Source organism: Acetobacterium wieringae, assembly GCF_023700225.1.
Classification (GTDB): Bacteria; Bacillota; Clostridia; order Eubacteriales; family Eubacteriaceae; genus Acetobacterium; species Acetobacterium wieringae.
The window spans coordinates 1,299,466-1,324,145 of sequence record NZ_CP097897.1 but is presented as its reverse complement, the minus strand read 5'-3'; the positions used below and the strand labels follow the sequence as shown (position 1 = coordinate 1,324,145).

16 protein-coding genes are annotated in these 24,680 nt (G+C 47.7%); 8 read left to right on the top strand and 8 right to left on the bottom strand.

The window, feature by feature from the left end; genetic code table 11:
* The first annotated feature begins 145 nt into the window (after positions 1-145).
* The 7 genes from CHL1_RS06370 to CHL1_RS06340 all read left to right on the top strand — a co-directional run bounded on the left by CHL1_RS06370 (position 146) and on the right by CHL1_RS06340 (position 6,702).
* On the top strand, positions 146-1,273 hold the full coding sequence (locus CHL1_RS06370) for a helix-turn-helix domain-containing protein (RefSeq protein ID WP_250935393.1): 1,128 nt from the start codon (positions 146-148) through the stop codon (positions 1,271-1,273).
* Positions 1,270-2,139 (top strand): CPBP family intramembrane glutamic endopeptidase, encoded by an 870-nt coding sequence (locus tag CHL1_RS06365; protein ID WP_070371318.1) that lies wholly within the window; start codon positions 1,270-1,272, stop codon positions 2,137-2,139. Before CHL1_RS06370 ends, CHL1_RS06365 begins: the two co-directional genes overlap by 4 nt.
* Positions 2,140-2,639: 500 nt before the next feature.
* Positions 2,640-3,425, top strand: a complete 786-nt coding sequence (locus CHL1_RS06360; protein ID WP_250935391.1) for an ABC transporter substrate-binding protein — start codon at positions 2,640-2,642, stop codon at positions 3,423-3,425.
* Between the two features lie 186 nt (positions 3,426-3,611).
* On the top strand, positions 3,612-4,292 hold the full coding sequence (locus tag CHL1_RS06355; protein WP_070371316.1) for an amino acid ABC transporter permease: 681 nt from the start codon (positions 3,612-3,614) through the stop codon (positions 4,290-4,292).
* A 9-nt stretch (positions 4,293-4,301) separates the two neighbouring features.
* Entirely contained in the window at positions 4,302-5,021 is a 720-nt protein-coding gene (locus tag CHL1_RS06350; protein WP_148637862.1) for an amino acid ABC transporter ATP-binding protein, read from the top strand.
* A 123-nt stretch (positions 5,022-5,144) separates the two neighbouring features.
* Complete coding sequence (locus CHL1_RS06345; RefSeq protein ID WP_070371315.1) at positions 5,145-5,498, top strand: P-II family nitrogen regulator; 354 nt, start codon at positions 5,145-5,147, stop codon at positions 5,496-5,498.
* A complete protein-coding gene (locus CHL1_RS06340) occupies positions 5,488-6,702 on the top strand; it encodes a cation:proton antiporter (RefSeq protein ID WP_242871609.1) in 1,215 nt (404 codons plus the stop codon). The genes CHL1_RS06345 and CHL1_RS06340 overlap by 11 nt, the downstream gene beginning before the upstream one ends.
* Before the next feature lie 95 nt (positions 6,703-6,797).
* On the opposite strand, the gene CHL1_RS06335 is transcribed toward CHL1_RS06340, so the two are convergent.
* The 8 genes from CHL1_RS06335 to CHL1_RS06300 all read right to left on the bottom strand — a co-directional run bounded on the left by CHL1_RS06335 (position 6,798) and on the right by CHL1_RS06300 (position 20,587).
* Positions 6,798-7,742 carry an ABC transporter ATP-binding protein gene (locus CHL1_RS06335; protein WP_250935389.1) on the bottom strand — a complete coding sequence of 315 codons (945 nt, stop codon included), beginning with the start codon at positions 7,740-7,742 and terminating at the stop codon, positions 6,798-6,800.
* A gap of 4 nt (positions 7,743-7,746) precedes the next feature.
* Positions 7,747-8,631, bottom strand: a complete 885-nt coding sequence (locus CHL1_RS06330; RefSeq protein WP_250935387.1) for a glycine betaine ABC transporter substrate-binding protein — start codon at positions 8,629-8,631, stop codon at positions 7,747-7,749.
* Positions 8,628-9,269: an ABC transporter permease gene (locus CHL1_RS06325; RefSeq protein WP_250935385.1), complete on the bottom strand. Its 642-nt coding sequence runs from the start codon at positions 9,267-9,269 to the stop codon at positions 8,628-8,630. Before CHL1_RS06325 ends, CHL1_RS06330 begins: the two co-directional genes overlap by 4 nt.
* Positions 9,270-9,472: 203 nt before the next feature.
* Positions 9,473-12,544, bottom strand: a complete 3,072-nt coding sequence (locus CHL1_RS06320; RefSeq protein WP_250935383.1) for an EAL domain-containing protein — start codon at positions 12,542-12,544, stop codon at positions 9,473-9,475.
* Between the two features lie 121 nt (positions 12,545-12,665).
* Positions 12,666-15,773 carry an EAL domain-containing protein gene (locus CHL1_RS06315; RefSeq protein ID WP_250935381.1) on the bottom strand — a complete coding sequence of 1,036 codons (3,108 nt, stop codon included), beginning with the start codon at positions 15,771-15,773 and terminating at the stop codon, positions 12,666-12,668.
* 240 nt (positions 15,774-16,013) lie between these two features.
* Positions 16,014-17,018, bottom strand: coding sequence for a 4-hydroxythreonine-4-phosphate dehydrogenase PdxA (pdxA, locus tag CHL1_RS06310; RefSeq protein WP_250935379.1), 1,005 nt, complete (start codon positions 17,016-17,018; stop codon positions 16,014-16,016).
* A gap of 71 nt (positions 17,019-17,089) precedes the next feature.
* Positions 17,090-19,459: a bifunctional diguanylate cyclase/phosphodiesterase gene (locus CHL1_RS06305; RefSeq protein ID WP_250935377.1), complete on the bottom strand. Its 2,370-nt coding sequence runs from the start codon at positions 19,457-19,459 to the stop codon at positions 17,090-17,092.
* 3 nt (positions 19,460-19,462) lie between these two features.
* Positions 19,463-20,587, bottom strand: a complete 1,125-nt coding sequence (locus CHL1_RS06300) for an ABC transporter substrate-binding protein (protein ID WP_250935375.1) — start codon at positions 20,585-20,587, stop codon at positions 19,463-19,465.
* Between the two features lie 503 nt (positions 20,588-21,090).
* Here CHL1_RS06300 and CHL1_RS06295 point away from each other — a divergent pair.
* A complete protein-coding gene (locus tag CHL1_RS06295; RefSeq protein WP_250935373.1) occupies positions 21,091-24,276 on the top strand; it encodes a methyl-accepting chemotaxis protein in 3,186 nt (1,061 codons plus the stop codon).
* The last annotated feature ends 404 nt before the right edge of the window (positions 24,277-24,680 follow it).

The window sequence follows — 24,680 nt, the reverse complement described above, 5'->3', positions numbered from 1 at the left end:
TTTAAAAACGCAAATATCAGATCTTATTATTTTTTACGATTAAGCTTGGTTAAATCACCTGTTAGTTGATTTATTCAACCAAAATCAACTGCAAATCCATTGTGCTTTTTCTTGAAAAATCCTATAATCAGGTTGAGGTGATGAAATGAAAGAACTGAATATTGGCAAAACGATCGTAACCAAACGCCGGGAAAAGGGCCTGACCCAGGAAGATCTGGCTCATTATCTGGGAGTGTCCAAGGCCTCGGTATCCAAATGGGAAACCGGGCTAAGCTACCCGGATATAACCTTACTGCCCCATCTTAGCGCCTATTTTAATATTTCCATCGATGAACTGATGGGTTATTCCCCCCAGCTGACCCCGGCAGCGATCAAGGCCCTTTATCATCGGCTGGCCGATGACTTTGCCAGCAAACCCTTTGCTGAGGTTCTGGCCGAATGCCAGCTCATCATTAAGAAATACTATTCCTGTTTTCCGCTGCTGTTGCAAATGGCCGTGCTGCTGGCCAATCATCATATGCTGGCCGCCGATCCGGAAAGCGCCAGGACGATTCTGGATCAGGCCGTCACGCTCTGTCAGCGGATCAGAGCCGAAGGCGATGACCGGACGCTCACCCGGGATGCGATCTCCATTGAAGGCACCTGCTATCTGATGCTGGGTCAACCGGCTCAGGTGATGGATCTGCTGGGCGAAGATGTCCGGCCCTTCCCCACCGATACCGAAATGCTGGCTCAGGCCTATCAGATGGCCAGCAACCCCGATAAGGCCCGGCAGGTTCTGCAGATCAGCAGCTACCAGCATCTGCTGTTTCTGGTTTCGACGGCTTCCGCCTATCTGATACTAAATGCCAGTGATCTTGACCAGGTCGAAACGATTCTGGCCCGCACCCTGGGGGTCGCCAAGCTTTATGATCTCGATGCCCTGCATCCCAATACCATGGCGCAGGTTTATCACGCCGCCGCTCAGGTCTATGCCATTCATCAGGACGCTGACACCACCCTGGCCTTTCTGGCGGATTATACCGAGGTCTGCGTTTCTGACTTTTTTCCCTACGCCCTTCACGGTGATGACTATTTTGACACCATCCAGCCCTGGTTTGAGACCTTTGATCTGGGCGTCGGCCCGCCCCGCAGCGAAGACGTCATTAAACAAAGCATGCTCGACGGCCTGGTGGCCAATCCCCTGTTTGATTTTCTCAAAGAGGATCGCCGCTTTGTGGATCTGATCAAAAAATTGGAAGCACATTTAATTGATGAAGGAGACAAACAATGAAACGAATTGGAATTTTTTTAGGCATCACTTTCTTACTGACCTGGGCCCTGGAATTTGCCTTAATGGCCAATGGCGGGCTGGGAAACAGCTACGCCATTGCGGTGCTGTCAGCCGTGATGCTGATGCCCGCTCTGGGGGTGGTGGCCACCCGGCTGATTACCCGGGAAGGCTTTCAGGATTTTGGACTTAAGCCCCATTTTAAAGGCAATGTCCGCTATTATCTGGCTGCCTGGTTTGGTCCGGCGCTACTGATTATTTTCGGGGCGATCCTCTATTTTTTGATCTTTCCGGCCCAGTTCGACCCCTCCATGAGCCAGATTACTGCTCAATATGCCGCCCAGGGCATCACGCTGCCCGATGGAAGCATGACAGCCATCTTTATTTCTCAGCTGCTCTTGGGGATTTTTCTCAGCCCGTTGCTTAATATCATCACCACCTCCGGTGAAGAAATCGGCTGGCGGGGTTATCTGCTGCCCAAGCTGATGGAACACTACAGCCCCCGGGTTTCGATCGTTATTTCCGGAGTGATCTGGGGTCTGTGGCATGCCCCGATTATTGCCATGGGGCATAATTACGGCACCGGCTATCCCACTGCGCCCTGGGGCGGGATTGTGGCGATGGTGATCTTCTGTGTGGTAGTGGGCGCCTTTTTCTCATTGCTGGCGATCCGCACCAAGAGCTTTCTGCCCGCTGCCATCGCTCATGGCTCTTTAAATGGTATGGCCGGGATCTCCCTCTTTTTTGCCCTGGGCACCCCCAGTCCCTTTATCGGGCCGCTGCCGGTGGGGATCATCGGCGGGCTCGGGTTCATTGTTGTCGGGATTTTATCGTTTGTCCGGGTGGGCAGTAAAAATACCATTGATTAATTATAAAAAACACCAAAAAACAAACAATCATTCTTGGCTTTTAATATGAAAATGATTTTAGGTTGACATAATGATATAGCTTTGATATAATATGTCCAATAAAGTTGTGAAGTATGTACTTTGAGTAGTTTTCCTGGTGAGCTTGTTTACGTGTTGAGAAACGTGGAAATGTGTAAGCTGGGAGCTTAATAAATGAAACCTGTACAGAAAAACATTTTATGGAACTGGGGCTTGTGTAGGATCGAGAGGTCATACACTATACTATTGGACATTTTTGTCACAAATGGTATATTGTGAGTTATTTTTTATAGCGAAGCTAGGGCACTCTAACTCTGTATTTACAGAGTTGGAGTGCCCTTTTTTTTATAAATTTTTCCTTTAAAATTTTGGATTTCTCGACGAACTCGGTAGCTATTGCTTTTCCTTGATTTTAATCACTCAATCGAGAAAGGATTAAATCAAGTTTATATAAATTTACTAATTTTATTCAGGAGGAAGAAATGAAAAAGTTAATGATGATGATTTTAGGGGTGCTGTTGGTCGGTATTTTAAGTGGCTGTTCCGGAGCATCTGCTGACGAAACCACCTATTCAAAGATTATCGAAAAAGGTGAGATGACCTTTGCTATGACCGGAGCTTATCCCCCGTTTAACTATATCAATGAAAATGGTGAACTGGCCGGATTTGATATTGAAATTGCTGCTGCCATCGCCGAAAAAATGGGGGTTACGGCCAAGCCCATTACCGTCGAATGGGACGGTATCATCGGCGGTCTGACCGGTAATCGTTTTGATATGATCATCGGCAGTATGGCGGTGACAGAGGAACGTCTGAAACAGGTTAGTTTCACCGATCCCTACTACTATGACGGGGCACAGTTTTTTGCCAAAGCCGGTTCGGGATTAAATAGCATCAATGAACTGGAAAATGGTAAGGTTGGCGTCGTTACCGGTACCACCTTTCATGAATACCTGGATGGCATGACAAATATTGCCGAAATTCTTCAATTCCAGAGTGACGTCGATAATTTCAAAAGTGTCGATCAGGGCCGTTCTGATGGGCTGGTGACCAGCAAGGTCGTTGGCGCCCGAGCCCCGATTGATTATGGCGTTGCCATTGAACCCGTCGGTGATCTGCTGTATACCGAAAATATCGCCATCGCGATCCGTCAGGATGATAAGGAGCTGCTGGAAGCCGTCAACAAGGCTTTGGAGGCGATCATTGCTGATGGCACCTACGCCGAAATCAGCAACCGCTGGTTTGGCATCAATATTCTCGAAAAATAACCGTTATGCATTCAGGCAGTCCGGATTTTAACCGAACTGCCTGAACCCCTTTAAACTCGGATCCGGGTGGATCTGAATGAAAAAAATCTAAAACTGTGACATCCGTGTCTTTTTATCGAGACGACACGGATGTCATCATTTTATGGTTATTCTAATTTCTACTCATTCAAAAAAAGGAGGTATCCCATGGATGCTGTCATCAACAATAGTATTGAATTTTTTAAAACCGTGGTGGAGTTTGCGCCGAAGTTTATCCCCGGTGTCATCTTAACCCTGCAACTGGCGTTCTTTTCCATCATTCTGGGGATGATTATCGGTCTGGTGGTGGCCGTATTAAAACTGACCAAATATAAGTGGTTAAAAAAAACCATGGACGTCTATATCACCATCGTCCGGGGAACCCCCCTATTGCTGCAGCTGTATTTTATCTTTTATGGACTCCCCAGCCTGGGTATTATGATTGACGCTTTCCCATCAGCAATCATTGCTCTGGCCCTGCACAACGGCGCCTATATCAGTGAAATCTTCCGGGGTTCCATCGAATCCATCGACTACGGCCAGCGGGAAGCCGCCCGCTCGCTGGGAATGACCAAATGGCAGGCCATGAAACGGGTGGTGCTACCCCAGGCGTTTAAGCGATCAGTCCCGGCTTTGGGAAATCAGTTTATCATTGCCGTCAAGGACTCTTCCCTTGCCAGTGTGATCACGATCACCGAAACAATGCTGTTGGCCCGTCAGTTTAGCGCCGCCACCTTTAATGTCTTCCCGATTTATTTCACCGCCGGAGTGTACTACCTGATTATTACCATGGGACTGACCAAAGTTCTCAGTCAGGTCGAATTAAAGTTAAAAGTGAATGAGAGGTAAACAATGAGCATGATTGAAATTAAAAACTTACACAAATATTTTGGTGAACTGGAAGTACTCCGGGGTATTGATTTAACCGTTTCCGAAAGTGAGGTCGTCTGTCTGATTGGTTCCAGTGGATCGGGAAAAAGCACCCTGCTGCGCTGTATCAATTTCCTGGAAGAAAAAAACGAGGGTGAAATTTTTATTGATGGGCAAATGGTAACGGCCAAAGAGATCAACGAAATCCGCCAGAAGGTGGGCATGGTTTTTCAGCGCTTTAACCTTTTTCCCCATATGACGGTGCTGCAAAATGTGATGGAAGGTCCCATTACGGTTAAAAAAATGGATCGGAAGAAAGCCCGGGAGCTGGCCATGACATTGCTTGAAAAGGTCAACCTGTTGGATAAGGCCAACGAATACCCGGCCATGCTCTCCGGTGGACAGCAGCAGCGGGTGGCCATTGCCCGCTCGCTGGCGATGGAACCCAAGGTGATTCTTTTTGACGAACCGACCTCGGCCCTCGATCCGGAGCTGGTTGGCGAGGTCCTGGGCGTCATGAATGACCTTGCTAAAGAAGGCCGAACGATGATTATTGTGACCCATGAAATGGGCTTTGCCAAAGAGGTGGCGGATCGGGTCATCTTTATTCATGAAGGTCTAATTGCTGAAGAAGGTACCCCGGAAGATATTTTTGATCGCCCGGAAAACGAACGACTGCAGAACTTTCTGGGGCAAATTTTAGTCTAACCGACAATTTTGCCTGAACCAAAGTACCAGTCTCCGCATCAATCTCTTTTGATTTAGCTATGCTGAAGTGCTATACTGTTGATACGACAAATTTTAATCCACAGTCAGTACAGGAGGAAATCAATGAAGTTATTTGTATATGTCTTAAGCCAGCCGGATAAACTGGATCCACTGCTGGCAGCCTTGGCGTCCAAACAAATATGCGGAGCCACAGTGCTGGAAAGCCGGGGCATGGCCCGACACCTCAGTCATCTCCACGATGCCGATGAAATCCCGATTCTCGGTTCGTTAAGATCCTTTCTCAATCCGGATGTGGCCCAAGGCAATGTTATTTTTGTGATTCTCGAGGACGAAAAAATAGGCCAGGTTATCGACGTGATTGAAGCCACGGTCGCCAATCTGGATGAACCGGATTCAGGGATTGTCTTTACCATCCCCGTCGACTTCGCGAAAGGTCTGTGTTCAATTGGAAACTAAAATCATCATCGAAATTGCAATCATGCTGTTAGCCGGAATTCTGCTGGGACGATTGGCCAAACAATTCAAAATGCCCAATGTCACCGGATACCTGTTTGCCGGACTTATTTTGGGCCCTTCGTTTCTCAATCTCATCTCGATGGATATGGTCAGCGGTTTTGTGGTGATCTCGGATATTGCCCTGGGTTTTGTCGCCTTTTCAATTGGCAGCCAGTTTGACCTCAACTATTTTAAAAAGGTCGGGATTGCTCCGGTTGTGATTGCCACGGCGGAAGCCCTGATGGCGGTAATTCTGGTCACCCTGGTACTGATGCTTTTCGGTTTTGATCCCAAGCTTGCGATCATGCTGGGGGCCATTGCCGCCGCCACCGCCCCGGCCCAGACCATTATGGTGATCAAGCAATATGATGCCAAAGGCCCGCTGACTTCGATGCTGATGAGCGTCGTCGCGATTGATGATGCGATTGCTCTGATCACCTTTGGTTTTGCCGCAACCATTGTCAATGCCATGAATTCAGCGGTCGAAACCAATCTGCTCCTCTCGATTCTGGCCCCCTTTTATGAGATCCTGATTTCATTTATCCTGGGTGCCGTCGCCGGAATCGTTATGAAGCTGTTTTTTCGGTTTTTCAAGAAACCCTCCAATCAGATTTGTATTGTCATCGCGATGATTCTGCTGACCTACTGGGTCGCTGATTTGCTTCACGGTTCCCCATTGCTGGCTTGTATGGCCCTGGGCGGTGTCCTGGTCAACATTTACCGCGATCATATTGATGCCCTGATGAAAACCATCGATGCCTTTACCCCACCAATTTTTATGGTCTTTTTTGTCATCTCCGGGGCTGGCTTTCAGATTTCCGCCTTACCCGCAATTGGACTGATCGGGATCATCTATGTGGTCGTCCGGGTTATCGGCAAAATGGCCGGGGCCTGGTTTGGCGGAAAAATCACCCATCAGGACGAAAATATCTGCAAATATATGGGACCAACCCTGATGCCCCAGGCTGGCGTCGCTTTAGGACTGGTGGTCGTAGCCGCCAAGGTTGTGCCGCTTTATGCCGAACAGATTCAGGTCGTTATTTTATGTTCCACCTTTATCTATTCGGTGGTCGGCCCGATTGCCGCCAAATATGCCCTGATCAAAGCCGGTGAAATCACACTGCCCGAAACCAGACCGGTTTCCCCTAAAAAAATTCATTCCTAAACCAGTAGTGGCGATGCTTCCTTTAAATAACCGGAAGCATCGCCATTATTAATTTATTTCCCACGCCATGGTGCCACTAAGCGCTGACGCCCTTTTTAAAACTTCAGCCGCGACAAACAGCCCAGGTCAAAGGCGCCCACGACTTGGCCGGCGCCATCCCGGACGCCAATCTGATTGACGCCGTTTTCCAGACAGATCCGGATCCCGACAATCAGCGGATCAGCGGCGCTGACCCACAGGGTTATCTCCTTTTCGGAGACATTGCCGTTAAAGGGACAAACCACCTGAGCGATTTTGACAATATTCAAATAGGATAGAAAGCCCTTGTTACCGATAAAATCATCGGCAAAATGGCTCTTGCTGTGAAAGACAATGGCATCCCGGGAACCCATTTCCATGATTTCGCCCTGATTCATTACTACAATTTTAGTCCCCAGCTTGATGGCTTCCTCAATGTCGTGGGTGACAAAGACGATGGTTTTATTCAGGGTTTGATAAATCCGGATGATTTCATCCTGGAGCCCCCCCCGATTAATCTGATCCACAGCACCCAGTGGCTCGTCCATCAAAATAATCTCCGGATCGGCCGCCAGAGCCCGGGCAATGCCGACCCGCTGTTTCTGGTCGCCGCTTAATTCCTTGGGGTATTTGGGCAGATAATCTTCTTCCAGGCCGACCAGCTTAATCAGCTCCCGGGCCCGTTCCCTTTTTACCGTTTCGCTGACCTTTTGAATATCCAGGGCATAGGCAATATTTTTTTCAATGGTCAGATGGGGAAACAGCCCCACCTGCTGAATGACATAACCGATGTTCCGCTTCAGGGTTATCGGATCCCACGCTTTGAGCTCTTTTCCCTTAATCCGGATTTCCCCGCTGTCGGGCTTGATCAGGCCGTTCATCATCTTTAACAGGGTCGTTTTGCCGCAGCCGGAAGGGCCGATCAGCACCACAAACTCGCCTTGTGAAACGGTCAGGCTCAAATGCCGGATAATTGGTTTCCCGGCTTGATACTGCTGGCTGACATCACGAAACTCGATCATCGGTTTATAACAAGCCCTTGGCTTTCAGGAATTCAGCGGCAACGTCGCCGGCATCGCGGTTCTCTTTTTCCACATAATAATTCATCTGCTGCATTTCCTCGTCACTGATCTGTCCTGCCAGCTTATTAAGAATCCCTTCCAGTTCCGGGTACTTGTCCAGGGTTTCCTGGCGGATCACGGTGGCGGCTTCGTAGGCCGGGAAGAAGCCCTTATCATCTTTTAGCACCTTTAAGTCATATTCGGCCAGCAGTCCGTCGGTGGAAAAGTTATTGATCACATCCACCTGACCCTCGCCGATGGCCTTGTATTTCAGACCGATATCCAGTTCTTTGGTTTCCTTGAAATTAAAACCATAGGCCGTAACCAGTCCGGGATAACCGTCTTCGCGTTCGTAAAAATCATACTCCGCTCCCAGGCTCAGGTTATTGCTCTGGGCCGCCAGATCCGAGAAGGTATTAATCCCCATGCTATCAGCTTTGCTTTTATCCATGGCCAGGGCGTAGGTGTCATTAAAACCGTAGCGATCCAGCCAGGCAAAATTATATTTTTCCTGATACTGGCTCTTAACCCCTTCATACAGGGTTTCCGGATCGGTCACCAGCTCATTTTTTAACACAAACAGCCAGCCGGTGCCGGTATATTCCGGGTACATATCGATTTCGCCAGCTTCCATGGCCGGTTGAATATTGGAGGTTCCGCCGCCAATGCCCATTTTATATTCCACCTTAATATCAGAATTGGCTTCGATCAGCTGGCCCATCATTTCAGCAATGATATAGCTTTCCGCCATCGGTTTTGACGCAATAACTACTTTCTTTTCCTGATTTTGACAACCGGCTGCTAACAATACCAGCATGACGAGTAATACTAAACCCATCCACTTTTTCATTTTGTCCTCCTTAATAATCTTTTTTCAATTATTCCCAATATGCCATCAGCTACAAAGGCCAAAAGAGCTACCAGCAGACTGCCAGCCACCGTCATTTCATCAAAATTCGTGGTAATCCCCCGCCAGATCGCCACCCCCAGGCCCCCGGCACCGATAAAGGAAGCAATCCCGGCCAGAGCGATGGTCATCACCACCATGTTGCGGATCCCAGCGATAATCACCGGTAAGGCCAGGGGAAATTGAATCTTTGACAGCAACTGCCAGGGGTGCTGCCCATTCCCACCTGCCGCCTCAAGAATCTGATCATCTACTTCAGTGAGCCCCACATAGGTATTGCGGATTACTGGCAGCAGCCCGTAAATCACCAGGGCGATGATCGCTGTGGTATTGCCGATGCCGGTGATTGAGACAAAAAAACCGAACATGGCAATAGAGGGAATGGTATAAAGCACGTTAGTCAGGCCAATCACCACGCTAGCCGCTTTTTGTGATTTGGCAATCAGAACCCCGGTGGTCACCCCCACTACCGTAATAATCACAATCGCAATCAGACTCAGCACCAGATGCTGGAGCAGCAGTTCAATAAAAAAGTCGCTGCGGGTCTTAAGCAATTCGCCTAAATTTTTAATGAATTCCATGTAGTGTCCGTCTCCTTCTGATTATTTTCTTTCCTTAGGTACGCATCTAAGCAATTAGATTATAACAAAAATTATGTTGATACGTTATCATTGATACCCCCAAAAATAAGATTCAAGCAACACTCCAGATTGCGGAAACAAGACTTCACTCTGGTCCCCTAAAACACCAACGACCTCCACATCAGTGGAGGTCGCTTTATAGCTTAATGTACTCGGCTCAGCTGCTTCTCAAAGTCAGCTGCAGTCATCGGTTCGCCCCAGTAATAGCCCTGAGCCTCATGACAGCCTTTTTCTTTTAGAAAAGCCAGCTGTGCCTGGCTTTCCACACCTTCGGCTACCACCTGAAGCCCCAACTTCTGGGCCAGATGGATCATCACTGAAATAATCGATTCATCCTTGGGATTGATTCCAATGCCCCAGATGAAGGAACCATCGATTTTGATGCGATCCACCGGTAGGTCGTTTAAGCGGCTCAAGGACGAAAACTCGGTACCAAAATCATCAATGCTAATGCCCAACCCCAGTGCCTTAAGCTGGTGGAGGGTCAGAATCACCCCACAAGATTCGGCCATGGCGATGGTCTCGGTGATTTCCAGCTCCAGATATTGGCCAGCCAGGCCGGTTTCGGTCAGGCATTTCTCAACAATAGCAGTCAGATCATTGTCAAATTGCGCCGCCGACAGATTGACCGCTACCGGCAATGGCCTAAATCCCTGCGCCTGCCAGGCTTTGTTTTGGGCGCAGGCAGTCTTAAATACCCATTGGCCAATTTCACTCATCAACCCTTTTTGCTCGGCAATCGGAATAAATACCCCCGGAAGAATCATTCCCAGTTCCGGATGTTGCCACCGTAGCAGAGCCTCATAGCCAACCATCGTTTGGCTGCTTACATCAAATTTGGGCTGATAGTAAAGCGCTAGTTGCTGCCGCTCCAGAGCCCGATGGAGACTGTTGGTCAAGATCATTTTTTCCCGGATACAATTTTTCATCTCCTCAGAACAAAACACTACTTGTCCCTTGCCATTTTTTTTGGCATCATACATAGCCAAATCGGCATGTTTGATCAGTGCCGAAACCGTCTCCCCATCTTCTGGAAAGACAGCGATTCCGCCACTTGCCGAAATATAAAACTCCTGCTCCCCCAGACACACGGGCTCTTTAAAAACTGCCATCAGTTGCCTTGCCACATCAAGCAGCTCATTCTTATGATTCAGCTGTGAAACCATGATCAAAAATTCATCTCCGCCAAACCGGGCCAGAGAATCGCCTTTACGCATATTGTCTGACAACCGTTGGCCGATATGGTTAAGTAGGTGATCGCCCCAGTCATGCCCCATGGTATCATTGACTTCCTTGAATCCGTCAAGATCCACAAAAATAACACCCAGCTGACTACCGTTTGACTTCATAGCAGCCATTGATTTTTCCAGTTGTTCATGAAAAAACACCCGATTGGGTAAACCCGTCAGCGTATCATAATAAGCCCGGCAGTGAATTTCGTTTTCATTCTCAACCTTACCGATGGCATCAGCCAGCGTATTCGCCAAGACGCGCAACAATTCCGGATCCGTCAGCGCTGGCACTTTGGCTTTTCCGATTTTGTCAAAGCCCAGAAAGCCAATGATTGTTTCCCGGCTCTGAATCGGAATCAGTAGCATTGCGGTGATTCCCTGCTGCACCATCATCGCTTTTTCCGGTTGGGCTTCAGCCGGTAGTTCATCGCAGGATCGCAGATAAACCAATTGATTATTAAAAATTGTTTTGGTAAACCAGGGGAACTTAGTCTGCCGGATATCTTCGTTAAGATTCACCGACGGAAAGTAGGGCTCGGCCAGCCACTCATTGGTGCAGCGCAGTTCACCCGAATCCTGAAAAAAACGTCCCACAAAAACCCGGTCGGCATTCATAATTTCACCACTGGTTTTTAATAAATACTGGACCTTCTCGTCAAAGTTGCTGGCAGACACCGACACAAATTGAGTCGTGACCTGGGAGATCATCTTTTGAAAACTGATCTGGCGGTTATTCTCGGTCAGTCTGGCAATATAAATGCGATTGGTATAACCCGCCAAGAGAATTGCCACCAGGCAGATAAAAAGTCTGGCCAGGTATTCCCGGGTGCCCACATTGACCCATTGATCCGGTTTCCATAAGACGATCACCAGACCACTAATAACGGTCACGGTCGCCAACAGTATAAACATTCTCTTTTGTTTAAAAACGATGGTTACTGATAAAAAAATCAGAGGCACTGCCCACACTACATTGGTCAGATAGGTACCGGGGCGAAAAAGTGACAGCGGAATGGCCACCGCCATCAACGCCGTGATCATCCGATCCTGATTGGCAATTGACAGTCCCGAAAAAGGCAGGCTGTAAATCCCCAGACCCAAAAGCAGATTGATGGTGCTGATCACCATCAAGCGCCATAATTGGACTGGGTAGAAACAAGCATTTCCAAAACTGATCACGCTGATCACCACAAAAATCATCGCTATTGATCGAAACAGGCCCCGATGGGTGTCATCGCTGAGAATTTCACTGAACTCTATTTTTTTGTCTGAATTTTCGGGAACCATCAGTTTATACTTCTTGATATCAAAGGTAAAGGCCGTCACCGGAATCAGTATAATAATCGGTGCCACCGAGGGAATCGGGTAAGCCAGCAGGTTGTTTGCCATCATTTCGGTGAGCGTACCCAAAGCAATCGCAATGGCAAAGGCCAGTAATAGCCAGAAGGCCTGTTGTTGTTTTCGGCGGTCTGGAGTGCTCCGGTACCACTGAAACAAAAGTCCCAGCGTCAGCAACGAAAAACTCAGGTAATAAAGATTGTAAAAGATATCCCAGAAATTGTTGACAGGAATATTTCCCCATCCCATTGGGGTTTGAACCAGATTGTACTGGGCATCAGCCAGCTGGGGAAACAGGGCAAAAACTGCAATCGTGATCACTGCTGGCAGATAAATGGCAATTCGAATCTTAAGATTACCCAACCACTGCTGGTGTTCGGTTAAAATCAACATAAAATGGAGCATCACACTAAAGGCAACACCCCAGCCCAGGGCCGCAATCCGCCGCCAGATCAGCACACTCTGGACATCACTTAGGGTATTTGAAATGGCAAAGCCAAAGGCCCATACCGCATAGCTCATGCATAACCAGAAAAAAACCTGATTGAGCTGTTCTTTTTTGTTGAGAAACAAACAGAAAAATCCCAGGCAGCTATATAGAATAAATATCAAATAGAATAAAATAGAAATTTGGGTTTGCTGCATTTTATCCCCTTACGCTCTTTTTTATGTACTTGCAACCGGGCCTGGCTAGCCGTTTACGCAAATTTTTCTTGCGCCAGCCGCACTTCCTGACAAACGAGCCTACTCGCCCCATCGCTTACCGTTAGTTTATCCCGGCAAACTGCCTGGCATAAATTTCTGCTTCAATTGCTGCCGCCGATACCGGCTTGGAGAAATAAAATCCCTGGATTTCATCACATCCATGCGCCTGAAGAAAAGCCAGCTGTTCGGCTGTTTCCACCCCTTCGGCAGTGACGGCCAAGCCCAATTCCCGGGCCAGATCGATCATGACCGTGACCAACACTTCATCCCGGGGCTTCACCCCGATTCCCCAGACAAATTGACGATCAATCTTAATCCGATCAACCGGCAGATTCTTGAGTCGGTTCATCGATGAAAAAGCCGTGCCAAAATCATCAATACTGAGATCCAAGCCCAGCTTTTTTAAGGCTTGCAGTTGCCGGATAACGTACTGGGAGCTTCTCATGGCAACCCCTTCAGTGATTTCCAGTTCCAGATATTGGGGTTTAAGCCCAGTTTCAGCCAGACAATTCTTAATAATCCGCTCCAGATTGGAACTGCGAAACTGCTCCACCGATAAATTCACCCCCATCCGCACTGGCTTGTGGCCCTGATCCTGCCACAACTTGTTCTGAGCACAGGCGGTTTTTAAAACCCATTCACCGATACCGCTAATGAGTCCACTTTGCTCCGCCAGCGGAATAAACACCTCCGGGGAAATCAGTCCCCGCTCAGGATGCTGCCACCGCAACAGCGCTTCAAATCCGTTTATTTCCAGGGTACTGGCACAAATCTGCGGTTGATAATGCAACAACAGCTCTCCTTTTGCCAGCGCCTGATGAAGACTGGTCGTCAGTGTCATCTTTTCCAAAACTGCTGCTTTCATCGTCCCGGAACAGTAGGCAATCCGACCCTTGCCGCTTTTTTTAGCGGCGTACATGGCCAGATCGGCATTTTTTATCAGGGTATGAACCGTTTCACCATCCTGAGGATAAACAGCGATCCCGCCACTACCGGAGAGGTACAGTTCCTGTTCAGCTACCAGCATCGGCCGATGAAAAATCGACATCACCTGCTCAGCCATTCTTTCCAGTTCACTGGGCTTTGAAATCTGCGGAACCATAATCAAAAATTCATCGCCACCAAACCGCCCCACCAGATCAACGTGTCCAAGACAGTCCGTCAGGCGTTTGCCAATCCGGGATAGTAACTGGTCTCCCCAGTCATGGCCCAGGGTATCGTTGATTTCCTTAAAACCATCCAGATCAAAAAATATTACGCCCAAGCTCTTTTGGGTTTTTCGGGCCAGATCGATAGCCTGTTCCAGCCGCCTAAAAAACAACGACCGATTCGGGATACCGGTGAGCGGATCGTAGTAAGCCAAATAATTCATATCATTCTCAGCATCAACTTTGGCAATGGCGTCAGCGAGAATATTAGCCAACAGCTGCAACCAATCCCGATTAATCCCCCTCAGACCCTTGCGGCCATCCAGTACATCAAAACCCAGTAACCCGATAATACGGTGATTACTCTGAATCGGTACCAGAATCCGGGATCGGACTTTTTGCTGTTTAAGCGCCAACTGCTCTGCCTCCGCTTCAGCTGGTAGCCGATCAACACTGGGAATATAGACGATGTCATTCTTTAAGATTTGACTGACACTCCAGGATAACTGTTCTTCCCCTTGGGCGTGTTCAACCGAACCCTTCAGAGATTTGATGCCATCGCCTAACCATTCATGGGAATATACAACGATATTGTCAGGCGGAGAGAAGCGTCCCAGATAAACCCGATCCGTTCCGGTAAAAAGACCGCTCTGCTCAAGCAGTTGATTGACTTTCTCTTCAAAATTATCACGGTTTGTGGTTACAAAATCGGCCGACAGCTTTGCAATCATTTTTTGAAAGGCATCCTGTCGGCTGTTTTCCTTTAGTCGTAACACATAAATCTGAGTAATAATAGCGGTCAGTCCGACGCCAATCATGTAGAACAAGAGCCGGTAACAATAGAGCCGCTGATCCACAAGGATCCCATAATCCGGTAGCAGTAGCCAGAATATCAGTTCCAGTAGCAGTGTTAAGAATCCCAGACCCAAAAATATATTCCGGTTATTGAAAATCACCGTGAGCATCATAAAAAAGATTGGAACCGGCCAGATAATATTGCTGAATTCTGCATTAAAATGCAGCAGCATCACCACAGGCATCATAAACCCCACCATCAAACCTAAGGCATTCTCCTGCGCCGTGATGGATGTAAGAAAATAGGGAATGGCCATCACAACCGCCCCCATCATCACCAGTAAAAAATTTAAAAACATACCGGTAATCCGGGTATCACCATTGGCGATCCGGCCATAAAAATTCAGGACACTGCCGACAATCAATACAAAGCTGATGTACTTGTAGAGCCTGGAGCGGCTAAACGCTGTCAGAATCATGCCTTCCTGCTGGGCATCATTGTGACTGTCTGGGGCTGATATCATTCCATATTTATGGATCAGATAAAAGATTGCCGCCACTGGAAAAATCACCTCCACCGGAGCCAGCGACGGAATCCAGCGGTCTGGCTGGCTGGCCAACACAAAATCGGTGATAGTTCCTAAAAAAAAGGCCCCACCAAAAGAAACCATCAGAAGCATGGCTTTGGTTCGATCCGCAGAATTCTTTCGTTTTTTATACCAGCGAACCAGTAACAGCATCGAAACATAGGTAAAACTGAGATAATAACAAAGAAACATCAGATTAAACCATTGCGCATCTGTCGTGGAAATCCATCCGCCATCGGTTTTAACCATCGCGATGTGACCATATTCCGGCATGCTATAAATCAAAAAAGCGATAAGATTAATCAAAGCCGGGATATAGAGCACCGCTAACAACAACCCTTTTTTATCGGCTTGACTCCAGGGAGCATTTCTAAGAAGAATAATGACGTGCAGAAAAATACTGTAAGCCACCCCCCAACCAAGTACCGAGAAACGCCGCCAGAACAACGCTTCGGCAGCTGTCGCTGCCGAGTTGGTGGCAGCTCCGGTCAAACTCCAGAGGGCATAACAAAAACACAAGGCCGCAAAGACCCGGTTCAGCCGGGCGTCCTTATTGAGGGTTAAAGTATAGGTGCCCAAAACCACATAGATGACAAATGTCAGATAGAGAGTCATGGAGATGCTATTCTGAAGTGTCATTTGTCCTCCTTAAAAATAATTGATCAACGCTAATTTTTCTAATTATACTATATATATAGTCGAATAATCAATTGGATATTCATTTATTGCGGTAATCAGCACTTATTTTACTGACTGGAATTTAAATGGATTCAAACGAATAGAAAAATGGCCTCCAGCGTCTGGAGGCCATTAAAATCCAAATTAATACCTAGTTTAAACACATCGTAATTCGGTCTGCTCCGCCACTCCGAGCAAAACTCACTGGGACTGTTTAAAAAACGGCGCATACAAAGCCCCCAGCCGGATCGCTTCAATCAGGCTCACCGGGCTGGCAAGACCCTTTCCGGCAATATCCAGGGCCGTTCCATGATCCACTGAGGTACGCAGAAAGGGCATGCCGATGGTAATGGAAATTGTTTTTTCAAAGTCCACCATTTTGGTGGCAATGTGGCCCTGATCGTGATACAGCGACAAAACCGCATCGTATTTGCCTTTTAATGCCAAATAAAAAACGCTGTCGGCACCAATGGGACCCTCCACATCGATGCCACCGCGACGGGCCGCTGCTACGGCTGGAATCACAGCCTCCACCTCTTCCCGGCCAAACAGACCATGTTCACCACTATGGGGATTCAGACCGGCCACCGCCAGCCGGGGATTTGTCACCCCCAGCCGCTTAAGGGCGATGACACTCTGGTCGATAAAAGCCGCCAGATTTTCCTGGGTAACCAGGTCGCAGGCCTGACGCAATGAAACATGGCGGCTGAGAAAAAACACCCGCAGGTTATGAACCTGAAATAGCGTCAGGGGATTTTTGGTTCCCGTGAGGGCCCCGATTATCTCGGTATGGCCAATGTAGGGCACCTTTGCCGCTTGCAGCGATTCCTTGTTAATCGCAGTGGTCACCAAGACCTGGGCTTTTTTATCAAGACAAAGCCTGGTGGCTACTTCAATGTATTCATAGGCAGCCTTTCCCGTCATCGCCTGCACCGCCCCCAGTTTTAATTGACTAAGCTCTATATTACCCAGATCAATCAGATTAAGAACCCCGGGGAAAAAGTTGCCCTCCCGGGGCTCGTTAATACAATTGATGGTCAGCTCGACCTGTGAATACCTCAGAGCTTGCTTAAGCACCTGTCCATCCCCCACCACAACCAGGTGGGCCATTTCGTTTACAGCTTTATTTGCCAATGCTTTGACGGTTATTTCCGGGCCGATGCCAGCGGCATCCCCCATTGGAATGACCAGTATTGGTTTATCCATCGTATTCTCCTTACTGCCAGGTCACTTATCAAATTCTGGCCTGTTTTTGTGAAACGTTCATCAACAGTTTTTTAATCGAGATCCTGGGCCTGAGCATCAATCAGCTGGTTCAGCAGTGCTTCCAGCTGGCTTTCATCGATGGGCCGGGAAAAATAGTAACCCTGAACGTGATCACATTGATAGATTTTTAAACAATCCAATTGTTCCAATTCTTCAACTCCTTCCACGATCACATCCATGTGAAGGATATGGGCCATCATAATAATCGACTCCATTAAATTCTCATTGGACTTCCTGATAAGCAGATCCCGGGTAAATGCCTGATCAATTTTTAAGGTGTCAATCGGCAGATTTTTAAGATAAGCCAGCGACGAATAGCCGGTACCAAAATCATCCAGTGACATCCGGATGCCGATGGCCTTGAGGCTTTTGAAAATACTGCTGGCCTCTTCAAAGGAATTGATAAAGAGATTTTCGGTAATTTCCAGCTCCAGTAAGCTCGGTTCCAGCTTACAGCGTTTCAAAACCTCAGCGACCATTGCCGGAAAATTTTCCTGACTTAATTGAACCGGAGAAACGTTAACCGAAATCATCAGCTCCGTGGCCATTTTCTGGTTGATCGCCACGATCTGACGACAGGCAGTTTCCAGTACCCAGGCCCCAATCGGGACAATCATGCCAGTGGTTTCGGCAATATGAATAAATTCCAGCGGTGAAACCCGCCCCAGCTGAGGATGATCCCAGCGGATCAAGGCTTCAAAACCCCGAATTTTTTTATTCCTGACATCGATTTGCGGCTGGTATTGCAGAAAAAACTCGTTATTTGTAAGCGCTGACCGCATCGAATTCTCCAGGGTCATATTCCGAATCAGATTTTGCTTCATGGCACTTTCAAAAAAAGCATGCTGGGAGCGGCGTCCCTGCTGTTTGGCAATATCTGCCGCAGTATTGGCATATTGCAAGAGTTCTTCAACATCCAGGGCATCATCAGGATAAATTGCGATGCCAACGTGAAAACGGAGATAGACATTATTCTCATGATAGGTCATAGCCTGGTTTAAAACCCCCTGAAGTCTTTCAATCTCGACCAGGGCATCGTCTGCTTGTTCCAGCTCCGTTAGTACCCGGATAAAATTGGAACCATTAATCCGAGCCACAAAGCCATGGGCACAGTTTAAGGCCAGCAGCCGGGCCCCCATCATTTCCAGAATCTTATCGCCAAAGGAAGGGCCATAGGTATCATTGATCCGCTTAAAATTATGGATGTCAAAACAGATCACCGCAATCTTCCCCTCATTATTCTGAATCAATTGGCTAAGCTGCTCCGTCAGATAGGCAGCATTGGGCAGTCTGGTCTGAGGATCATAATAAGCCAGCACCTTTAGGGCATCATCCCGCTCCTTCACCGAGGCCACCATGCCGTTAAAATTAGTCGTCAACTGATCAAATTCGTCAAAACGATTATCGGTATCAATGGGATGATAATCGCCAGCGGCAATTTCCTTTGTCTGGCGGTTCAGTTCCCCAAAGGAATGGTTAATGTCTTTAAACACCAGACGGGCAACAAACCGTGATAACAAGACCAGCAACAAGGTGAACAACAGCATCATTCCGACAAACGATCGCAGGGCACCATAAATTGAATCATAGGATTCATAAACGAAGACATGCCAGTCGGCATTGATAACATCCGCATGACTGACCATGGCGGTTTTGCCTTCGTAGGTAAAGGCATGAATCTGATCGCCGGTTTTTGCCTCCGGATGAATGGCCTGATAATTGGCTTCAATTTCCCGCTGGAAAACCTTGGTGATATCCGGATGGGAAATAAAAACTCCATTGCCGTCGGTAATGGCGACGGTTACCGTATCCCCAAAGGTTCGGATATGATTTCCAGACAGCATGCTGATTTCTTCCAGATTTAAATAAGCCACCAGAACCCCATCACCGTGTGGAATGGCAATGGTAATGGTGGGCTGTCCCGTTTGTTGCGAAATGAAGGAAGACGATACAAAGGGTTTCCCCGTTGCTTTGGGTTCGGTAAAAAATGGCTGTCCAGTACGATTGGCCCCCAGAATATTGGCGTTTTGGGGGGCCGTGTTTTTGACAATTCCCTGGCCATCTAAAATTTCAAAGCCCTCAATGGAGTCCGAATTTTCCAGCATTCCGTTTAAATAACGCTGGATGGTTGTCTCATCCTTTAGTGTGCCATCATCGAGCAAATCATTAATCTGTTCCAGCTCCTGAAATGAATCATCCATAAAATCAGCCATCCGTTGAGCGATAGTTGCTGCAATCATGGTGTTTTTTTGATCCATATCTTTCCGTAGATAATCATAAATTATCGGCGTCGCCAATAACCCCACAAGAATCAGCGGGATGATGATGGACAGCATGTTGTTAATCAGAATAAAATCTCGCAGTTTCTTAATTCGCTTCATTTGCTACTCCGCCTTTGTAAATTGACCATTCTTAACGATGTATTCATAAATAGTCCGGCTGGCATCACCGTAGCCATCAATGGTTATTTCGTTCTGCAGCCCCGGATAGATGCCTTTTTGCAGGATTGCTTGTTTGACCGTTTCCGGGTTGGGATTAGCGGTTTCTGCTACGGTGTTAAGCAGTAACATGGTGGCTTCATAGGTGTATACCGCTGCAAAGGTCGGTTCCGCACCATACTTTTTTAAATAGTTGTCCCGGAAAGCCATGTAGGCCGGGGCCTGCGATTCCAGATCAATGAGGCTGGTGATTGTGACCCCTTCAACTGCTGCGCCCCCCTGTAAGAGCAGATCATTATTCATCGACCAGGCCGCCAGATAAATCGGTGTCTGATTATTCAGCTTATAAAACTGCTGACAAAACATGGCGGCATCAAACGATGAGACCAGAATCACAATGCTATCGGACTGCGTGCTTAAAACCCGCTTAGCAATATCCAGGTAGTTGGTGCTGTTACTCGCTAAAAAGGCTTCTTCATAAATAATTTGCCCACCCACGGGTGCTATTTCCTGAGCAATTCGGTCTTTTACTGTTTTGGTGTATGCCAGATTCTGAGATTCATAAATCACTGCTACCTTCTTCCCGACGCTATCTTTTACCATACTCTCTTTGATGACTGCCGCCTGATCACTGTTTGGTGAAATAACACCGATGACATGGTCGTCCTGACCAAACAGGGTGGTTGCACTCATGGTCGGATTAATCATCAACATATCCTGACTGTTGACAAAGGGCACACTCAAGGTCGCCATGTTGCTGGTCATATGACCAACGATAAAAGAAATCCCGGCTTCCTGAAGTTCCCGATCAACCGCCAGGCCCACTTCCGGGTTATTCTGATCATCCTTAATTACCACTTCCACTGCCTTGCCATTAACGCCCCCGGCCGCATTTACTTCTTCCACTGCCATCAAAAGGCCATTGCGTCCGTTTACCCCCAGCTCCGAGGTGCTGCCCGTAAGACTGGCTACAAAACCAATCAACACTGGTTTTTGTGCAAGACACGAGCTCAGACATAAAACAGTGACGCTCAACAGCACCAGTGTTGAAAAGAGCTTCTTTGATTTCATGGACAGGACCTCCTTTGGGTATTCGCTGATGCAGGTTTTTAACCCGATCAATTACTAAAAAAGTGATTGCTATCAGTATACCCTTATTTGTCTCCTACAAACCTGTTATGCTGGTCATACCTGCTAAATTTTTACACACTCTCCCCTGACGGGTTCGACTACCGCATCATGCCCAGATCCGACTTGCGATTATTCCGGGAAAAGTTTTTAAGAATTATCTTAGACCATTTTTCGATCCAGAACAAGTGATAAATTGTCAAGCTTATGGTTATTTTTCTCGGCTGGTTCAAGGCGTTTTTAAAATCTACCAGAAGCTCAGTAAAAATTTATATTTAGCCCCGCTCAAGCTGTTTATATTTTTAATCCCTGGGTAAAAATCTGATCAACAAGTTGCTTTCTTATCGCTTGATCTGATGTCTGTTTTAAGCTAAACTAGGGCTACTCTGTTTTATCAACGACGATCAATTTTTTCATCAGTGATGATGAGTCAAAGGAGAAATAAAATGAACCAGAAAAAAGGATTACTTGTAAAAATGTTACTGTCCATCGGCTTGCCAGTTGCGATTATTTTTGCCATTGTGGCAGGGATATCGCTGTATGTCGTGAATCAGGCTATCACCCGGATCACTGTCAATGAGCTATCGGCCCGGTCGCAGGCAGTTTCAAACGAAATTGAAAGCTATTTTACTACCTATCTGGAAACGGCCAACCAGTTGTCGACCAACCCCGAGATTCGCAGCTATTTTGAACAGGTCTCTCCGGGCGTTGGCATTACCACCACCCCCAATTTTCCTGAAATTAAGCAAACCCTGGACAATGTGGTTGCCACCGATCCGGAAAATATCCGGGTAGCCTGGGTAGCCGATGTCGACTCCAGTCAGTTTACCCAATCCGATGGTTCCTCATCCGACGGAACCTACGACATCAACGCCCGGCCCTGGTATCAGGAGCTGGTGGAAAAAAAAGAGGTCTTCATCTCCGAGCCCTATCTGGATGTAGTCACCAATGAAATTATTGTCAGTGTGGTAGCACCCGTCTTTAAGCCCGGTACCCAGGATCTCATCGGTGCCACCTGTGTGGATGTCTCCATTGATCGGATAAAAGAAATCATCGCTGAAAATAAAATTGGCGAAACCGGCTTCTTCGTGGTTTCCACCAACAGCGGAATGGTTTTTGATCATCCCAACCCAGATTTTATCAACGGCCCCCTCAGTGACACCGATCTCTCGGAGAACATCATCGCTGCCCTGACTGATAAGACCGCTGGCCCCATTGCCTATGATTCGGCGGGCACTGCCAGCCAGGGTTATGTTACCGAAATCGGGGATACCGGCTGGGTCCTGGCCACCGGTCTACCCACTGCCGAATTCAATCAGTCTTTTGCAACCATCCAAACAATGATGCTGGTGATCTTTGGACTCGGTCTGCTGGTTATCATCGGCCTGATTGTCCTATCCACCCGCAGCTTTATCCGGCCGATTACCAAACTAGCCGAAGCCGCCGATCAACTGGCCCTGGGTGCCGTTGACATCGACTATAGCATGGCCAATGATGCCAAAGCCGATGAAATCGGTGAACTGACCAAATCCTTTGTCAACATGGCCGAAAATATCCGGGATCAGGCTGAAGCGGCCCAAAACATGGCCCAGGGAAATTTATCCATTGATATTCAACCCAAGTCTGATCAGGATGTTCTGGGTAACAGTATGGTTTCGATAAAAAATGCCATCGGCAATCTGGTTGCCGATACCATCATGTTGTCCGATTCGGCCATTCGTGGTGATTTTACCAAACGGGCAGAGGTTAGCAACCATGCTGGCGACTATGCCAAGGTTATTGCCGGTGTCAACCAGACCCTGGATACGGTTGTTGACAATATGTTCTGGTATGAAGCAATCATTGATGGTATCCCCTTCCCGGTTCACGTCACCGACATGGATATGAAATGGACCTTTATGAACCGGGCCTTTGAAGATCTGATGATCAAAAACGGCGTTATCAAAGATCGGGTTTCCGCCTGCGGTATGGATTGCTACAATGCTGGTGCCAATATCTGTCAGACTGAAGGCTGTGGAATCCGCCGTCTGGTTGATCAGGGTCTGGCCGACTCCTACTTTGAATGGGTTGGACGCAATAATAAGCAGGATACCGCTTATCTCAAAAATAAAAAAGGTGAAAACATTGGCTTTGTCGAAATCGTCACCGATTTAACTCCAATTATCCGGGTCAGTGATTATACCCATGCTGAGGTTACCCGTCTGGGCGATAACCTGATGCGGTTAGCCCAGGGAAATCTGGACTTTGATATGAATATCAGTGAAGCTGACGAATACACCAGTGAGGTCAGCGTTCAGTTTAACGAAATCAGTCATAGCTTAACGGCCGTTAAAACTTCCATCGGTGACATGATTGAAGGTGCCTCGATGATTTCCAACGCCGTAATTGATGGAAATCTTCAAACCCGAGCTGATGCCGCAAAATTCAAAGGTGCCTGGCAAGATCTGGTCGGCGGCATGAATGCCATTCTGGACGAAATCAACAAACCACTGGGCGAGGTCATGGTCGTAATGGATGCCATATCAAACGGTAATCTCCATGAGCGTATCACTGGTAATTACAGCGGTGATGTGGATGCTCTGAAACAAACGGTTAACACTACTGCCAGTCGTCTGGAAGCAGTTGTTAGTGAAATTACTGAAAAAATCGAACAGCTATCCAAAGGGAATCTTAATATCGAAAACGCCCGGGAATTCCGGGGCGATTGGATTACCATTTCAAATGCCATTAATGTCATTATTCAATCGCTGAATGATGTTATGGGTGATATCAACGTGGCTGCAGAGCAAGTTGCCTCCGGCTCCGGTCAAGTCTCCGCTGGCAGTCAGTCCCTGGCCCAAGGCTCCACCGAACAGGCCAGCTCGGTTCAGGAGCTTACCGCCTCGATTGCCGAAATTGCCGATCAGACCAAAAACAACGCCGTCGATGCCAATAAAGCCAGAGAACTGGCTGATACCGTCAAAGACCACGCCGCCAAAGGCAATGCCCAGATGTCACAAATGCAGAACTCGATGGTCGCCATCAATCAGTCATCGGAAGACATTTCCAAAATTATCAAGGTCATTGATGACATTGCCTTCCAGACCAATATTCTGGCCCTCAACGCCGCTGTCGAAGCCGCCCGGGCTGGTCAACATGGTAAAGGCTTTGCCGTCGTTGCCGAAGAAGTTCGTAGCCTGGTCGCCCGTAGCGCCGACGCCGCCAAGGAAACCACCGCTTTAATTGAAGGCTCCATCGACAAGGTTCAGGAAGGAACCAAAATTGCCGATGATACTGCCGCCGCTCTGGATGACATCGTCGCCGGTATCGAAAAGGTCACTACCTTAATTGGTAATATTGCCGTCGCTTCCAATGAGCAGGCTTCGGGAATTGCCCAAATTGACACCGGTGTGGAACAGGTGGCCCATGTCGTTCAGCAAAACTCCGCCACTGCCGAAGAAAGCGCCGCTGCCAGTGAAGAGCTGTCCGGCCAGGCCGAGCTGCTTAAACAGCTGGTTGACACCTTTAAGCTCCGCAGCAAAGGGAAATCCTATGCCGCTGCAACCCCTGCCGTTAAAGAAGTTCAAGAAACCATAAAACCAGTCCCCACACCCAGCATCGACCTGGGCGATATGGACATGGATAAATACTGATACCTCACCCGTTCCTACAGCAACCAGGCACCCTTATAGGTGCCTCTTCAGACTGTCAAAAAAGCTAACCCAGTACCGACAATTGTAATATCATGTTGTGTGCCTCGAGGCGAACAGTTGCGCTAAAACGGCTATAATTAGCCGAATATTTAATTGCAACTGTAGGAATTGTGCGCATACAACAGATTTACAATTAGTCGGTACGGTAGTTTAGTGCCAACCTCAACGGCACCCCCATAGGTGCCTGTTTAATTAAGATGACTGACAAACGATTATACCTAAAATTAGCTTAAATCTTCTCCCGCTTTTAAACTTATATGCGAATATGTCGATATATAAACATGAAGTAATCGTTTACTGTGAAAGCAATTGTTTTTTTAATGTACCATCCAGAAAGGAGCATC

Bases quoted from the DNA above. Each gene is read 5' to 3' on its own strand.
- CHL1_RS06320 (WP_250935383.1), bottom strand. From the start codon at position 12,544: ATGCAGCAAACCCAAATTTCTATTTTATTCTATTTGATATTTATTCTA.
- CHL1_RS06360 (WP_250935391.1), top strand. From the start codon at position 2,640: ATGAAAAAGTTAATGATGATGATTTTAGGGGTGCTGTTGGTCGGTATT.
- CHL1_RS06355 (WP_070371316.1), top strand. From the start codon at position 3,612: ATGGATGCTGTCATCAACAATAGTATTGAATTTTTTAAAACCGTGGTG.
- pdxA (WP_250935379.1), bottom strand. From the start codon at position 17,018: ATGGATAAACCAATACTGGTCATTCCAATGGGGGATGCCGCTGGCATC.
- CHL1_RS06365 (WP_070371318.1), top strand. From the start codon at position 1,270: ATGAAACGAATTGGAATTTTTTTAGGCATCACTTTCTTACTGACCTGG.
- CHL1_RS06350 (WP_148637862.1), top strand. From the start codon at position 4,302: ATGATTGAAATTAAAAACTTACACAAATATTTTGGTGAACTGGAAGTA.
- CHL1_RS06370 (WP_250935393.1), top strand. From the start codon at position 146: ATGAAAGAACTGAATATTGGCAAAACGATCGTAACCAAACGCCGGGAA.
- CHL1_RS06295 (WP_250935373.1), top strand. From the start codon at position 21,091: ATGAACCAGAAAAAAGGATTACTTGTAAAAATGTTACTGTCCATCGGC.
- CHL1_RS06305 (WP_250935377.1), bottom strand. From the start codon at position 19,459: ATGAAGCGAATTAAGAAACTGCGAGATTTTATTCTGATTAACAACATG.
- CHL1_RS06300 (WP_250935375.1), bottom strand. From the start codon at position 20,587: ATGAAATCAAAGAAGCTCTTTTCAACACTGGTGCTGTTGAGCGTCACT.
- CHL1_RS06335 (WP_250935389.1), bottom strand. From the start codon at position 7,742: ATGATCGAGTTTCGTGATGTCAGCCAGCAGTATCAAGCCGGGAAACCA.
- CHL1_RS06330 (WP_250935387.1), bottom strand. From the start codon at position 8,631: ATGAAAAAGTGGATGGGTTTAGTATTACTCGTCATGCTGGTATTGTTA.
- CHL1_RS06345 (WP_070371315.1), top strand. From the start codon at position 5,145: ATGAAGTTATTTGTATATGTCTTAAGCCAGCCGGATAAACTGGATCCA.
- CHL1_RS06315 (WP_250935381.1), bottom strand. From the start codon at position 15,773: ATGACACTTCAGAATAGCATCTCCATGACTCTCTATCTGACATTTGTC.
- CHL1_RS06325 (WP_250935385.1), bottom strand. From the start codon at position 9,269: ATGGAATTCATTAAAAATTTAGGCGAATTGCTTAAGACCCGCAGCGAC.